Raw genomic sequence first — 15,121 nt, 5'->3', positions numbered from 1 at the left:
GCCGCATGGCAACTGCTGATTTAGAGCCAGTATCTGTGGAAAGTCGCCTTCCTTGGTTTAAGGCGCGATCGCCTTCACAACGTCCACTTTGGGTAATCGAAGTAGAGGGAGTAATTGCTGGATGGCTGAGTTTCCAATCCTTTTATGGGCGGCCCGCCTATAGTAAGACTGCCGAAATTAGTATTTACATAGCCCCTGGCTTCCATCGATGTGGTTTAGGACGACAACTATTAACACAAGCAATTAATGAAAGTCCTAGTTTGGGTTTAAAGACTCTACTATGCTTTATTTTTGCCCACAATCAACCAAGTTTAAAACTTTTTGAAACATTTGGTTTTCAAGCTTGGGGAAATTTACCTAAGGTTGCCGAAATTGACAGCCTTGAACGGGACTTAGTAATCATGGGACTCAGAATTACTAAACCTGTTGTTTAATTGGATAAGAATAATATTAACAACGCTGCAACTGCGTTAACAACACAACAATTTCATCAATTGCCTGCCGCAGAACTGTTGCAGGTTGTTCCGATTGATTCACGATAATACTAAAAACCAACGGCTCATATTTAGGCGCATTCATATATCCAGATAGAGAAATTGCACCTGTTAACGTACCTGTTTTTGCTTGGACAATCCCCTCAGCAGGTGTATCTTGAAAGCGTCCCTTCAAGGTTCCACTTTTACCCGCCACGGGTAAAGATGCGCGATATATATATGCTGTTGGTGTTCTTGCTATTCCTCGCAAAGTTTGTACAAAAGCTTCTGGTGTTACTAAGTTACGACGTGATAAGCCCGAACCATCTACTAAAATATAATTTGCTGGATCAACTCCCAATTGAGTTAAACTTGCTTTGACAACTTCCAAGCCTACATCAGCGCTAGTCTGATTCACTCTGGGTTTTTTCACAGCTAATGCTCTTAGAAGTGCTTCAGCATAAAGATTATTACTATTTAGATTTGTCTCTGCTAATAATTCAGATAAAAGTGGCGACTCTACAAATGCTATTTCCTCTTGATTGACACCACGATTTGCTACTGATATTTGTCCCAAAGCAATTTTTTCTGTTGCCAAAGCTGCACGAAAGCGCCGTAAGAAGTAATAATTAGGGTCAACTACAGGCAAATCTATTAAAGACGGTTCAGAATTCGTTGTCAGCTGTCCTTGAATTCGTAATACTGTTCCTGATAATTCACGGTTAACATTGACGTAGCTTGGTTGATTTTGGGCAACGGTTACTGACTGATTAATTGTTCGCCACTGTCTCGCCTCACCAGGATCAGTCCACACGACTTGTAAAGATTTACCTACAGCTTGCGGTACAAGTTTTAAGCTAAAAATATTTTGATTTAGAATAAAGCTGCTGACTGGTGCGCCATAGTCTGACTGCACATCTTCCCATTGCCAGGTGGAATTAACAATATCACCTTGAATATAACTATCATCAGCTATCAATTGCTGAATTTGAGTAATACCTTTCTGTTTTAGCTGCTGTGCTAATGTTTGCAGTTGAGTATCGCTTAAGCTGGGATCTCCCCTACCGACAACCCGTAAAACACCATTGCCATCCTGATAAATAGAGGTGCGAATCCGAAAATTAGCACCCAATTGCTGCAATGCAGCTGCTGTTGTTAGCAATTTGAGGTTAGACGCGGGAGTAAAGTATTTCTGAGCATCCCGACTGTAAAGAATTGGCCCCGTTGACAGAGGTTGCACCAAAATCCCCCAGCGCACCCGACTAAATAAGGGACGATTGATTACAGCATCTATAGCTGTTCCCACTTTGGTAGAGCAAATTGATTTTGTAGTAGTTGTTGGCGGGACTTGGGTTTGTGCTTTCGCAATAGAACTAAATCCTATCTGGCTAGCCAAAAATATTAACAAAACACCCAGTGGTTGATTGAAAGCCTTAAGTCTTACCAATTTTCCTTATCCTAAAGAGAGATATTTTTACTTTGCCAAAAACTTCTTTCCGGAGGAGAAGAATTGGCTCAGTAAAGTTACTTAACTAGTATAGGGAAGATGTTCACATGTTTCATACATGGGTGATGTCTACGACGGGCTGCGCCTACGCACAAACATAATTTATGGGACTACAAAATAGAAACATAAATCAACCTGCACATACAGAAATACGAAATCGAGGCAATGGTGTGAGTACATTTTTATCTGGTGTAGCTGTATTACTCTCTACTTTGGCTTTGGGATGTAGCGGCTATGTAGCTTATGAAGTCTTCACGTTGCGGCAGACACTAAATGCTAGTAATACAGTCAGCAACACCATTCCTACTCAAGTGCCAAGTCTTACAGCTACAACTTCTCCACAAGCAACGATCTCACCATCCCCAGCTACTGTTACAACTTCAGCAATTAGCCCTGGTCAATTTGTGCAGCCTGCTTTTGGCAAAAAGGCAGAAGTTGAGTTACTTTCAGCAAAGCGAATTAAAGATCCAGAAACTGGAAACCGTGATGTGGTAAATCTGCAAATGCGGATTCGTCGCCTTGCCACAGACGGAGTTGTTGGTGGTGATATTATATCGGTTGCTAGTACAACAGCGCGCAATCCTGAGACTAGCGTAACCTACAAAGGAGTTGCTCTTAATCGTTCAACAGGAAGCGTTTCTTTGTTCCAAGTCCGTCCACAAGCCTCCGCAGATGCTTATATCTGGCTAAGAGTTCCCGATGGTGTTAATAACTTGGATATTTTTGTGCCAGATACAGCCGCATTTAAAAATGTACCAATTTCTAATTAATGGTCTATGGAATTAATTTTGATAACGTGCAAGATTCCCAACTTCTTTATGAAGTCAGGAATCTGAACAACTCAACTTAAACAAAATTATTTCTTACTTTAAATTAGCAACCCCAAATTAACGATGCTAGATGGTTGAGGCTGTAATTGAAAAAAGATTACTCCTCTTCCTCTTCCTCTTCGTCTTCTTCCTCTCCGAATACTCCGTCAATAAGTTCTTGTGCGCGTTCATCTGAAATTTTTAAAGCTTCTTGAAGTTCAGAGATATAATCTTGTTCGTGTTCGGGTACTTCTTCGTCAATCCCTACCACTAAAATAGCTGTGATGTATGCAGCTTCACGATAATTTCTGTTGGGTAAGGATTCGATAGACTGGGCGATTAAATCTTCTGGTTCTTCTTCTTCAATCAAGCTGACGACTTTTTCGGTCAATTCTTCAAAGTCTTCTTCAGAGTAATCTTCAAATAAGCCAACCCGACCAAGAAATTCACTCAAAGCATATTCTTCTGTTGAAGAAATACCTTCACCATCAGCAGCCGCGGAAAACAATCCAAGGATTGCGATCGCAACTTCTGGTTCTAAAGCAACTGAACTAACACTACAGCCTTTGGGCAACTTGCGTTTAGACATAATTATCCTTTAAAAGTTACGTGATATTTCAGGAAGTCATATTTTGCGGTTTATCATGCTTCCTCGATTTATGATTCCCAAAATAATGCAGAAATATACATTGGGATGAATCTTTTTTTCATAAAAAATACGCAGAGAATATATTACTCTGCGTATAAAAACGGTTAATTTGCCTTGAGCGATCGAGGTTTTTAGTACTTGTGTACACGGTAGTCTAAAGGGCTACGGTATAGACACATCTTGGTAGTGGACTGGATTTACCCCCCTTATAAAGCAGGGCTAGGCTTGGCTGAGGCGCTGTTAGATTTCTCCAGTCAAAGCGATTTAATGAATTACTTAGGAAATATCTTTTTACCTCAACCTAATCAGGAAGATTAAGCGACATCTACGCAAAAGGAAAGGGAGCATAAGTAGGGGAATTCCTGTATCTTTCTCCCCTTCTCCTTGCTCCCCTATCTCTCTAGTCTGAATTATCAAAAAGCGTTACAGCTTCGTCCCACACTCAGCACAGAAGTTGTGGGTAGGAGCATTTTTGGCATTGCAGTTGCTACAATACACTGGCTCTGCTGCTGCTTTGGGCGGTTGCTTCTGCAAGCCGACCATTTGAGCGTTGCTCTTACCAGGGGCTACCATTGGATAGCAGTTTTCGTCTCTGGTGACGTGGACATTCACAATCACCGGGCCTTTGTGTGCTAGCATTTCGGCGATCGCATCTTTTAATTGACTGCGATCGCTAATTACCATACCCTTAATGCCATAAGCTTTTGCCAATAACTCTACGTCTGGCATCCCTAGTTCCATATCTGAGGATGAGTAACGCTCACCATAGAAGGCTTGCTGCCACTGGCGCACCATCCCTAGCCAGCCGTTATTAATAATTAGTGTCTTGACATTTATCCCATACTGTGCAAGCGTTCCCAGTTCCTGCAAACACATTTGGAAACTAGCATCACCGCTAATACAGATGACTTCTTCATCAGGAAACGCCACTTTAGCGCCCATTGCCGCAGGTAAGCCAAAACCCATCGTTCCCAAACCAGCGCTAGAAATCCAGCGCCTTGGGCCATTCTTCAGGAATTGTGCTGCCCACATTTGATGCTGTCCGACATCTGTAGTGTAGAAAGCGTTGGGTGCTTGGCGACTGACTTCTACAATCACTTCTTGGGGTGAAATGCTGTCGGGATGGTGCGGCACTATTAGAGGATACTCATCGCGCCAACGGTTGACTAAATTTAACCACTCTTGGTTTTGATTAGGTGTAGCCTTAGCGCCTGTTTCTTTGCAGCGACGCAACAAGTCTACTAACACGTTCCGCACATCGCCGACGATGGGCACTTCAGGAATGCGGTTTTTGCCGACTTCTGCGGGATCGATATCGATGTGAATTACTTTGGCGCGGGAGGCGAATTCGTCTAACTTGCCTGTAACGCGATCATCAAATCTAGCGCCAACGCAAATTAGCAAGTCACAATCACTAACGGCAAAGTTAGCGTAAGCTGTGCCGTGCATCCCCAACATTCCCAAAGCGAGGGGATGATGTTCGTCAAATGCACCGATCCCCATTAAGGTTGTGGTGACAGGGATATTGAATAATTCAGCTAGTTCTTTGACTTCTTCATGGGCACTAGCTGCGATCGCACCACCACCCACATACAGTAGAGGACGGCGGCTTTCAGTAATCAACTGGATCGCAGCATTAATCTGCCGGGGATTTCCCTTCACTGTGGGACGATAACCGCGTAACTTCACTGAGCCTGGTTTTACAGGCACATAGTCAAATTCTTCTAAAGCTACATCTTTGGGGACATCAATCAAAACTGGCCCCGGACGCCCACTGCTAGCGATGTGGAAGGCTTCGGCGACAATTCGCGCCATATCTTTAGGGTCACGCACTACATAAGAGTGCTTGACGATTGGTAGTGTAATCCCGTAAATATCGGTTTCCTGAAACGCATCTGTACCAATCGATGGGCGTGCTACCTGTCCCGTGACTACAATCATTGGGATTGAATCCATGTAGGCGGTGGCGATGCCTGTCACTAAGTTAGTTGCCCCTGGCCCCGAAGTACCAAAGCATACTCCTACTTTTCCAGTTGCACGGGCGTAACCATCGGCGGCGTGGGCTGCGCCTTGTTCGTGTCTCACCAGAATGTGCTTCATAGCACCAGTTGCTTCCACCTTATACAGGTCGTCGTAAATTGGTAGAATTGCCCCACCAGGATAACCAAAGATATAATCAACGCCGTGGCGATGAAGGCTGTCAAGCAGAGCAAAACCGCCAGATGCACGTTTGGGCACGACTGGGGGGCTAGAAGGACGAGACTGTTTGTGATTCTCGGTTTGTGGGAAACTGATTTGAGAAAGCGATTCTCCTGCGGAGACACTTTGTGAACGCACGGTCAAACCTCAGACTATAGCTAAAATTAATGTTGAATTCTGTATTTAAGATTTCATTTTAATTGAAAACTTCAATCAAAATCTTATTAATTTTTATATTAAATATAAAGCTAGATTATTAGCCTACATTAATTAAATTACGTTTTGCAAGACTTTGCGGGTATTTTTCCAAGCCCAAACACCGACAACTACGACAACAATACTCATTGCTACCAGCACAGTTCGCAAGCCCAGAGCATCAGTTAATGGCCCAGTAATGGCCAGAGGTAACGCCAGAGCGATGTTAACGGCATGATTTTGAAAGCCAAATACTTTACCGTGCATAGTAGATGGTGTTTGCTGTTGAATTAAAGTTTGCATGGGTACGCCAATTAGGGAAGCACCTACACCCAAAAATGCACAGAGTCCGAGCGCCAATAATAAGTTGTGCGTAAAAGTGAACACCCCTAAAACTAGTGAAATTATCAAAAATCCAATTAAAGGTAGGGGTTTATGATGCAATTTATCACCCCAATGGCCTAAAATCGCCGCACCCAATACCATACCCACGCCTGCTGCTGCCAAGAAAAAGCCAAACTGTTTTTCTTGTAAACCAAATTCTTCGGCTAATTGAATTGTCAGCACCGTTAAGGCTGCAAACACACAATATAAAGTTGTAAGTTGCAGCATGGCGTTCAATATCAAAGGGTTTTTCCTGAGATAACGCAGGCTTTCGGTGAATTCAGCCCAAAGGTGATTTGATGCTTGATGCTCTTTTGATTTGGGTTCTTTAAACTTAATTGGCTGCATGATCGCAGCCGATAATATGTATAATCCGCCAACTACAATCTCTTGACCGTATTGTTCTCCCATCAAGCTTTTCGCCAAACTCAAAATCGGCTCTCCTATAGCAAAGCCAACAATTAAAGCTCCCATCATTGTGCTGCTAAAGAGCGCATTGGCTGCCAACAAATTTTCTCGCTTCACCAACAAAGGAATGGCTGCTTGTTCAGCTGGTGCAAAAAACTGCGTCACCGTGGAAATGGCAAAAGTAAGAATTAACAGAATCAGGAATTCTCGTGGCAAAAGGGGAAGGCACAGTGTTAACAGTCCACGCACAATGTCTGAGCCGATCATAATCAGCTTTTTTGGCAAGCGGTCAACAAAGAGACCACCGGCAGAGCCGAACAAAATTGCTGGTATTGTAAACGACAGCATCAAGGTTGAATACATCGAGTTTTGTGCCAACCCAGGAAGCGGTGAGTAGTTCTCCAGCAGAGCAATCATTAAAACGAAGAAGACCTTATCTGCTAACTGGGACACCAATTGCCCAATCCACAGGAGCATAAAAGCACGGTTTTTTAGCAGTGCGCTAAACCCGTTATTAACAGCAGCTGGTTCAGTTGGAAACATTTAGATACTTTCTTTGGGTAGATGGGGAGTGGGGAGTCGGGGAACTAATGACCAATGACTAATGACTAACTCCTGTTTACTTACTCCATTGTCCGGATTAATTTGCTTCATAGTGCCTTAACAGCATAAGCAAAAACTCAGTTGCTGTCAGACGACCTTTGGGTGGAATAATTTCAATGGATGAATCTACCCAGCAACCTTGTACAATTTGGGGCGATCGCCAGATGCACAAATGCTCGACCGCTGGCTCTGCATAAAAGTTATTTTGCCCACAACCTAGCAAAGAAGAACTCCAATGCGTAAAATAATCATGACTCATCCGGTGAATAGGAAAATTACCCTGTAGTGGTACTCCCCATCCATCTATAGCAATAAACGCTTTGACATGACCACCCAAAAGTTGCCACAAATGCGCTGCCCCTATTGCCCCGACTACGCCAGCACTAAAGCTAATAAATATAATTGGTGATTTTAAGGAGTCGGTCAAGCGATACCTGCGGTGAGCTAGGTTAACGCGCAAAAACTGCAAAATATGCAAGGCTGATAAACTCGAAAAATCTTGACCTGGATAAATCAGTATATTTGCGGTATTTGGAGAAATTGAGCCATTATAAATATCTAACCACCCCGATAGAAAGGATTGGGTGAATGCTGGATCGTGTATTCCAGGGCAAATAATTATACTCATCTCTCTATTCCGAAAATTGGGCATCGGGCATTAGACTTCTTATGAACCTATCCCACTAATAATATTTGTGCTATGAAGCTTAAGCTTATTGAGAACTTAAAATGAAAAATTAAGGTTTTCAAGCACATTTTACGAAAAGAAGTAGGGATTTTTAGAATAGTGGGATAGGTTCTATATAAGTCAGCTTAGAGGATGTTTTAAAAGTCCCGAAAGGTATAATTTTGCAGTTATGCACTGGGTTAAGTGCAGCGCCAAATCAAGGTTTCGCCATTTACTGAGATGTTTTGTTGTCCTAACTATAAGTTCTCTCCCTCATAATGATTATCATTTTGAAATGTCAAACTAACCCTTGAGCGTGGGAACTGCGGCGAGTTATTCAACGTGTGGGAGTGTCAATTCTCTTTTGGATGACAATAGCATCGGCAATTGGCCGCTCTCCAGTGGAATCAGACGGACGGTTAATCAGCTGTTGATTAATAGTTATGGTTGTGGAGCCACCGCCATCGAGGTTGAGAGCATCGGTTGCTCCTAGCGATCGCATAATCCGAGCGCTTTCTTCAAAACTCGCGCCCACACTCCATCCTGGCTGACGGCCGTCAACTGTAACTAAAAGTAGCTTTCCTGTTGCCGTAATTCCAGCTAGTGTCCGAGGGTTACGTCGGACTCCAAATCTGTAGTAAAATTCGGGATTCTCCTGCCAGTGAAATCCTTCTGTGAAAGCAGTAATATCTATTTTTCCATTACGTACCAACCTTGGCCCACCATTGATAACTCCCAGAGCCTTTTCTATTGGTACTTTCACTCCATTAGCTAAAACACGAGTATTAATGTCAATTTTTGAGCCTAGTTTCGCGTGATTCTGCAACCACTCAACAGCATCACCAGTGCCTGATAAAACTGAACCATTGCTGGGGATCTGGCCTCCTCGCTGCTGTCGAAACTCGATCACTCGATCTGATGCATCAAGTACGACTTCCGCTCCTTCCCCTGGCTCTGTAGTTTGGCCAAAGATCGGTGTAAATTGAATTAGCTCGCTGCTATCTGTGCAAGTAAAGTCATGCTTGGACTTTTCAGTAGGAATATCTCCACCTAGACCACCGCAACCTCGAATCAGACCAGGCTTGCGGTTCAATCCATCGACCTCGCGTGTTGCACCATCCTTTGCTATTACAGTAGTTTTAGACGTGAGAGCAGCTATACGGGCATCTCGACCAGAACGGTCAGGGAGGATAAGGCTCGTTCTGCCATTAACTGCCTCGCTCACCACCTTTCCCTTAATAATCGAAATACCTGCTAGGTCGCCTGGAGTACCATCGTTTGCTCCAATGACAAAATATCCTCCGTTCACTGCTGCTAAAGCCAATGTTCGAGTAGAAAGCTGGGTCAAAGGTTCATTACCAGGGACAATTTTAGTAGCGAGTGCGGGAGCAAGTTTAAGGTCAAATTGATTTAGGTCGATCTCCAGTACATTTACAACCCACGGCCCAGTTGTTTCTTTTCCGTCTTCTGCTGTGTTAACAACTCGCAGCCCTGAATATCCAGCAGATGCAAGTTGATCTCGTAAATTAATAGCAAGAGCTTCTGTATTAAAAGCGCCAACACGGACTAAATAACCGAGCGGGCCAACTTCCGGATCATCTGGCGCTCGTCGCAGTATTGGCTCTAGCCGAGGCTGGTATCCTTGAGCTTTCAACAAATTAGCAGCAGTTTGAGCTGCTTGTTGGGTGGCTTGGAATGTCACATCGACTGTATATACGTCACGGTCTGACTGTTTGCCCCTAACAATAACCGTGTGGGTAAGACCACGCGCCATCTCATTCGATACCCGTGATTCCCTCAAGTAAGGCTTTCCTAGAGGGAGCGAGTGCGGATAGTATTTGTCCGTGTGCTTTGATTCTTGGTTAGCACTGCTAACAAGTGGTTCGACTACTGCTAGAAAGAAAGAGCAGGGAACTACTAAGTATAAAGCTATTGTCTTGTCAAGGAGACGGGCTTTCCAGGTCATGAGTTACTATTTTAACTAGATGGGTGTAAAATCCATCACAAATACTTTTAGCTTTTAGAGCTTGAAAGTGTTTGTGGGTGTCAATAAAATGTAAGAGCAGATTGTTTTTGAAATATGTGTTATTAATCCTGAGTAAATTTAATAGCAGATATTTAATGAGAAGTTGTGAGCAATTAAACATTGGGTTAAGTCGTTGCACTATTTTGACTATAAAAGACTACCTGATATCGTCAGGATATAAATGTGATACGTAGCAAAGCTAAAGCTGAGTTTTACCAAACTGATGAGGATATAGTTACGCTAGTTCAAGAATTTGAAGCCTGTACCTTGCCTCGGGCTAACTGGAACCACGCTACTCACCTCACTATTGCTATGTAGTATGTCTCTGCGTACTCTGAGGCAGAAGCAATTGTAAGTATCTGTACTGGAATTCAGCATTAGACATCTCCAGAAATTAATTATGCATTACCTGAAACCCTTGTAGAGACGTTGCAATGCAACGTCTCTACATTCATTTTCGGAGATGTCTATTACAAACAATGCAATGCGATCGCAACTAGCATTAGCGGTGGATATTATGAAACTTTTACTCTCTTTTGGATAACCATCGCACGTCGCTTTTTTACTGATAATCGCAATAGGTCTGTCTTAGCACTAATCAATGACTTCATACTTATTTACGGTAAGCAAAAAAGTATATTTCGTGTATACTACAGTGAGCGTTTAATTATGTCTTGGGAAGCTCGTCAAACTTGGTTAGCTCCAGACTTAAAGTCTTTTGAGTAAACTGCTTCTATATTAAATTTTTCCTAAGTCCACAATGGTAATCGGCGTGACTAGATAAGAACTGATTAGTATAAAATATTAGTTGTAGTACATATTTTGATGTATTATTTTAATTTTTACACCTATCCTATCCCCCTGGATAGGATACTATTTTAGTAGTAAGGGAAATATTTAAGGTATTCCCTAACTTTAAATTCTCTGCACTCTGGTTATATTGAGGAACTGATTGTGGTTGCCACGCCGGAAAAAGTACAACACACTCACGAGCATCTATCAGGTAAAGACCGTGTAGCCGTATTGCTTATGGGCTACGGCGAAGTCGAAAGCTACGAAGATTTCGCCAACTATAACGAACAGGCTTTAAATCTACTTACAGCAAAATTTGCACCAGTGCCGACCTGGATTTATCCCCCTTTGGCAAAGCTTTTGGCGCTATTTGACCGCCATGAGTGGGGACACACACACCACGATTTTATTTCTCCACACAATGCCATCTTTGAACAGCAACGGGCTGGTATCGAAAAGAATTTACAAGAAAAATGGGGTGATAAAGTCCAAGTTTTCAAGGCTTTCAACTTCTGCGCCCCTTTTCTACCTAATCAAGTTTTAGCAGAAATTAAAAACCAAGGCTTCGAGAAGCTACTAATCTACCCACTGCTGGTTGTTGATTCTATCTTTACCAGTGGTATTGCGATCGAGCAAGTTAACAATGCTCTTGTTGAGTTGGCTGATGGTGAAGAACACTGGGTTAAAGCACAACGCTACATTCCTTCTTTCTTCAACGAACCAGCTTACATCGATTTGATGGCTCATCTGGTTGAGGAGAAAATTGCTGAGTTAGGCGCAGCTTATCTACCTTCTCAAATCGCTATTGTGTTAATGAATCACGGCTGTCCCCACAAAGCTAAAGGCTTTACTTCTGGAATTGCCGAAAGTGAAGCAATGTACGATTTAATTCGGGATAAGTTGATTAATCGTTATCCTTTAATCTCGGTGGGTTGGCTCAACCACGACACGCCCCTAATTGATTGGACACAGCCAAATGCAGAGCAAGCGGCAAATAACCTGATTCAACTGGGCGCAAAAGTGGTAATTTTTATGCCAATTGGCTTTGCCACAGAAAACCACGAAACTTTATTGGATGTACACCATATCATCCATGCTTTGGAAAAACAGCATCCTGGTACGAACTACGTGCAAATGGCTTGCGTTAACGATCATCCAGAATTTATGGCAATGGTGGCCCAATGGGCTGATGCTCATATTGCAGAGTTGTTGTCAGAGCAAACTTTGGCAGTTAATCCCCAACTCGCTGGAGATCACCATCATCACCACCATCATCATTAACGTGCGTCTTTGAGAAAAGCGCACAGATAATTAAGTTTAGTTTTATGGGGTGGGCAAAATTTTGCTCACCCTACATTTTTTATGGCGTACTTTCATGTATAGATGCGGCTCAAGTTTTCATATTGCACCAATATCTAACTCGACTTCATTAATTGAGTTGAGTCTAGATTGGGCAAAGCTTTACCCAAACTTGTCCGATCCCAATTTGTTCTGGAATCACCTTACCATTTACCCAACGGACAATTAGCCGTAGGTGATTTAAAGCATTGCTACCATTAAATTCGAGTAGCGTAAGTAAAGCTTTAACTAATTTACACCCCGCAACTTGCGAGTGTTATCAACTAAACTCTGAGCAAATTGGTCAAATCTTTGCGAAAGCTTCTCATCTACTAGCTTGCCTTCAGGACTGAAAGCACCCCAGGCTTGTCCGATCGCAATTTGTTCTGGAATCACCCAACCATGCACCCATCGGACAATTAGCCGTAGGTCGTTTAAAGCATTACTATTAGACTGACCCCCTAATATGCTGATTAATCCTGTCACTTTATCAGACAGTTGCTCAAAGCTCATCAAATCTAGGGCATTTTTCAGGACACCACTAAGGCTACCATGATACTCAGGTGTCGCTAAAATTAATCCATCGGCGCGGCTGACTGTATCTTGCAAGCGCTGAACATCTGGGTACTCTGGATACTCCTTTGCGCCAGTACAAAACGGTAGCTGCAACTGTCTTAAATCAATAATTTCTACCTCTGCTCCAAGGGCTTCTACCCTTTGCACTGCTAGAAGTAAAGCAACCTGGGTATAGGAGTTGGGTCTTAAACTACCACCAATGCCAACAATTCTCACCATAATTAATTAACTCACAAACTATTTACTAGCTACTATTACCAGATTTATGAAAAAACGGAATCGTTATGACTATGCTTATATTAGCGATTTGTGTCAGAATGTGTCAAATTAATATCTACTGGGGACTAGGGGCTGGGGGTTGGGAAAGAATTATTTTAATCTTAATGTCTAATACCCAGTCCCCAATCCCTAATATCCAATCCCCAATCCCAAATCCCCAATACCTAGTGTGGAAGTTAGACTAGATAAGAAAAGTGTAATTTCCAGTTATTACAATTTTTGGTAGAAGAATAGGCATAAAACCATAGCTCAACTTGTGCCAGCAGACAAAGGGTAATTATTATGACAAATTTGGGAAAAAAACCATTGATAAAAAGACAGTCGCCAAAGCGTGGTGCTTGGGTTGGTGCGATTGCAGCTAGTTTGATTATGTTACCAGGAATTTTTGGGAGTACTCCTGTCTTGGCACAAAAGGCAGAAAGCACCTCTTTAAATTATGGTGACTTGATCAAGAAAGCGAAGGCGGGAGAAATCCAAAAAGTAGAGCTTGACGAAACTGAACAGCTAGCAAAGGTTTATCTTAAAGGGCAAAAAGCTGATACACCACCGCAACAGGTGAGACTTCTGGCACAAAACACAGAGTTAATTAACATCCTCAAAGATAAGAATGTTGATTTTGGCGAAGTTTCCTCAGCTAATAGTCGAGCTGCTGTTGGACTGTTGATCAATCTCATGTGGATTTTGCCACTGGTAGCTCTAATGCTATTGTTCCTGCGTCGCTCTACTAATGCTTCTAGCCAAGCCATGAATTTTGGTAAATCCAAAGCTCGCTTCCAAATGGAAGCAAAAACTGGCGTAAAATTTGAAGATGTAGCCGGGGTTGAAGAAGCTAAAGAAGACCTCGAAGAAGTTGTTACTTTCCTGAAACAGCCTGAAAGATTTACCGCAGTAGGCGCACGTATTCCCAAAGGAGTGTTGTTAATTGGCCCTCCGGGTACTGGTAAAACTTTACTAGCAAAAGCGATCGCAGGTGAAGCAGGTGTACCATTTTTCAGCATTTCCGGTTCAGAATTCGTGGAAATGTTTGTTGGTGTAGGTGCATCTCGCGTGCGCGATCTCTTCAAGAAAGCCAAAGAAAATGCCCCTTGTCTAATATTTATCGATGAAATTGACGCAGTAGGTAGACAACGGGGTGCTGGTATCGGTGGCGGTAACGACGAGCGCGAACAAACCCTCAATCAACTGCTCACCGAAATGGATGGTTTTGAAGGTAACACAGGCATTATTATTATTGCTGCCACTAACCGCCCAGATGTTTTAGATACAGCGTTACTCAGACCGGGACGCTTTGACAGACAAGTGATGGTCGATCCACCCGATCTCAAAGGGCGACTGGAAATTTTGAAAGTCCACGCGCGGAATAAGAAAATTGATCCTAGCGTATCATTAGAAGCGATCGCTCGTCGCACTCCTGGTTTTACTGGCGCAGACTTAGCCAACTTACTCAACGAAGCTGCCATTCTCACCGCTAGGAGACGCAAAGAAGCTGTCACCCTTTTAGAAATTGATGCTGCTGTCGATAGAGTCGTTGCAGGTATGGAAGGTACCGCCTTAGTAGACAGCAAGAGCAAGCGGTTGATTGCCTATCATGAAGTTGGACATGCTTTAGTTGGCACATTCTTGGAAGGGCATGACCCTGTGCAAAAAGTTACACTTATCCCACGGGGACAAGCACTGGGATTAACTTGGTTTACTCCCAACGAAGAACAGGGATTAATTTCGCGTTCCCAACTCAAAGCCAGGATTACTGCTACTTTGGGTGGTCGCGCCGCCGAGGAAATTGTTTTTGGTAAGCCAGAAGTTACTACAGGTGCAGGCAATGACCTGCAACAAGTTACAGGAATGGCGCGGCAGATGGTGACACGCTTCGGGATGTCAGAATTAGGCCCATTGTCACTAGAAAATCAGAGTGGAGAGGTATTTTTGGGACGTGACTGGATGAATAAATCAGAATATTCTGAGGAAATTGCCGCCAAAATTGATTCACAGGTGCGCGAAATCGTTAACAAATCCTACATTAGAGCAATAGAACTGTTGCAAGAAAACCGCATAGTTTTGGAGCGTTTAGTAGATTTGTTAATAGAACAGGAAACAATTGAAGGCGATTTATTCCGCAAAATTGTTGCTGACAATACCCAGGTAGCCGATGCACAAGTAGCTGTACCTCATTAGGGAATATTTGACACTCCCTAGTACGCTGTGGCGGAGTTTGCCTA

13 protein-coding genes are annotated in these 15,121 nt (G+C 43.0%); 6 read left to right on the top strand and 7 right to left on the bottom strand.

Translation table 11 applies throughout. The features are described 5' to 3' along the window. On the top strand, positions 1 to 434 hold a 434-nt coding region (locus tag VE944_RS24975), incomplete at its 5' end, for a GNAT family N-acetyltransferase (RefSeq protein WP_324983446.1). A gap of 16 nt (positions 435 to 450) precedes the next feature. Here the strand turns inward: VE944_RS24975 and dacB are convergent. Further along, positions 451 to 1,890: a D-alanyl-D-alanine carboxypeptidase/D-alanyl-D-alanine endopeptidase gene (gene dacB / locus VE944_RS24970; protein ID WP_414690161.1), complete on the bottom strand. Its 1,440-nt coding sequence runs from the start codon at positions 1,888 to 1,890 to the stop codon at positions 451 to 453. 260 nt (positions 1,891 to 2,150) lie between these two features. On the opposite strand from dacB, the gene VE944_RS24965 reads away from it, so the two are divergent. After that, complete coding sequence (locus VE944_RS24965) at positions 2,151 to 2,750, top strand: hypothetical protein (RefSeq protein WP_324983448.1); 600 nt, start codon at positions 2,151 to 2,153, stop codon at positions 2,748 to 2,750. Positions 2,751 to 2,907: 157 nt separating this feature from the next. Here the strand turns inward: VE944_RS24965 and VE944_RS24960 are convergent, their stop codons facing one another. The 5 genes from VE944_RS24960 to VE944_RS24940 all read right to left on the bottom strand — a co-directional run bounded on the left by VE944_RS24960 (position 2,908) and on the right by VE944_RS24940 (position 9,860). Next, a complete protein-coding gene (locus tag VE944_RS24960) occupies positions 2,908 to 3,378 on the bottom strand; it encodes a tellurite resistance TerB family protein (protein ID WP_324983440.1) in 471 nt (156 codons plus the stop codon). Between the two features lie 483 nt (positions 3,379 to 3,861). Further along, the gene (ilvB, locus tag VE944_RS24955; RefSeq protein ID WP_324983437.1) at positions 3,862 to 5,775 is read right to left on the bottom strand and encodes a biosynthetic-type acetolactate synthase large subunit; all 1,914 of its coding nucleotides are present in this window, start codon (positions 5,773 to 5,775) and stop codon (positions 3,862 to 3,864) included. A gap of 132 nt (positions 5,776 to 5,907) precedes the next feature. After that, the gene (locus VE944_RS24950) at positions 5,908 to 7,167 is read right to left on the bottom strand and encodes an MFS transporter (protein WP_324983434.1); all 1,260 of its coding nucleotides are present in this window, start codon (positions 7,165 to 7,167) and stop codon (positions 5,908 to 5,910) included. Positions 7,168 to 7,264: 97 nt separating this feature from the next. After that, a complete protein-coding gene (locus VE944_RS24945) occupies positions 7,265 to 7,855 on the bottom strand; it encodes a hypothetical protein (protein ID WP_324983431.1) in 591 nt (196 codons plus the stop codon). 376 nt (positions 7,856 to 8,231) lie between these two features. Next, positions 8,232 to 9,860 (bottom strand): phosphodiester glycosidase family protein, encoded by a 1,629-nt coding sequence (locus VE944_RS24940; RefSeq protein WP_324983428.1) that lies wholly within the window; start codon positions 9,858 to 9,860, stop codon positions 8,232 to 8,234. Between the two features lie 243 nt (positions 9,861 to 10,103). Here VE944_RS24940 and VE944_RS24935 point away from each other — a divergent pair, with 243 nt between their 5' ends. The 3 genes from VE944_RS24935 (at position 10,104) to VE944_RS24925 (ending at position 11,993) form a co-directional block, all read left to right on the top strand. Next, a complete protein-coding gene (locus VE944_RS24935) occupies positions 10,104 to 10,238 on the top strand; it encodes a hypothetical protein (protein ID WP_324983425.1) in 135 nt (44 codons plus the stop codon). A gap of 111 nt (positions 10,239 to 10,349) precedes the next feature. Continuing rightward, positions 10,350 to 10,646, top strand: a complete 297-nt coding sequence (locus VE944_RS24930) for a hypothetical protein (RefSeq protein ID WP_324983423.1) — start codon at positions 10,350 to 10,352, stop codon at positions 10,644 to 10,646. Between the two features lie 228 nt (positions 10,647 to 10,874). After that, complete coding sequence (locus tag VE944_RS24925) at positions 10,875 to 11,993, top strand: ferrochelatase (RefSeq protein ID WP_324983420.1); 1,119 nt, start codon at positions 10,875 to 10,877, stop codon at positions 11,991 to 11,993. A gap of 306 nt (positions 11,994 to 12,299) precedes the next feature. Here the strand turns inward: VE944_RS24925 and VE944_RS24915 are convergent, their stop codons facing one another. After that, the gene (locus tag VE944_RS24915) at positions 12,300 to 12,845 is read right to left on the bottom strand and encodes an NADPH-dependent FMN reductase (RefSeq protein WP_100898919.1); all 546 of its coding nucleotides are present in this window, start codon (positions 12,843 to 12,845) and stop codon (positions 12,300 to 12,302) included. Between the two features lie 342 nt (positions 12,846 to 13,187). Between VE944_RS24915 and ftsH the strand changes: the two genes are divergently transcribed. Next, positions 13,188 to 15,077 (top strand): ATP-dependent zinc metalloprotease FtsH, encoded by a 1,890-nt coding sequence (ftsH, locus tag VE944_RS24910; protein ID WP_324983417.1) that lies wholly within the window; start codon positions 13,188 to 13,190, stop codon positions 15,075 to 15,077. Positions 15,078 to 15,121 lie beyond the last annotated feature (44 nt).

It is taken from the genome of Nostoc sp., from assembly GCF_035638895.1.
Classification (GTDB): Bacteria; Cyanobacteriota; Cyanobacteriia; order Cyanobacteriales; family Nostocaceae; genus Nostoc.
The sequence above is the reverse complement of the archived record's forward strand: the minus strand, read 5'-3'. Positions and strand labels throughout refer to the sequence as shown.

Excerpts from the sequence above, each read along its gene's own strand:
- VE944_RS24960 (WP_324983440.1), bottom strand. The coding sequence starts at position 3,378 with ATGTCTAAACGCAAGTTGCCCAAAGGCTGTAGTGTTAGTTCAGTTGCT.
- VE944_RS24940 (WP_324983428.1), bottom strand. The coding sequence starts at position 9,860 with ATGACCTGGAAAGCCCGTCTCCTTGACAAGACAATAGCTTTATACTTA.
- VE944_RS24950 (WP_324983434.1), bottom strand. The coding sequence starts at position 7,167 with ATGTTTCCAACTGAACCAGCTGCTGTTAATAACGGGTTTAGCGCACTG.
- VE944_RS24915 (WP_100898919.1), bottom strand. The coding sequence starts at position 12,845 with ATGGTGAGAATTGTTGGCATTGGTGGTAGTTTAAGACCCAACTCCTAT.
- ftsH (WP_324983417.1), top strand. The coding sequence starts at position 13,188 with ATGACAAATTTGGGAAAAAAACCATTGATAAAAAGACAGTCGCCAAAG.
- VE944_RS24945 (WP_324983431.1), bottom strand. The coding sequence starts at position 7,855 with ATGAGTATAATTATTTGCCCTGGAATACACGATCCAGCATTCACCCAA.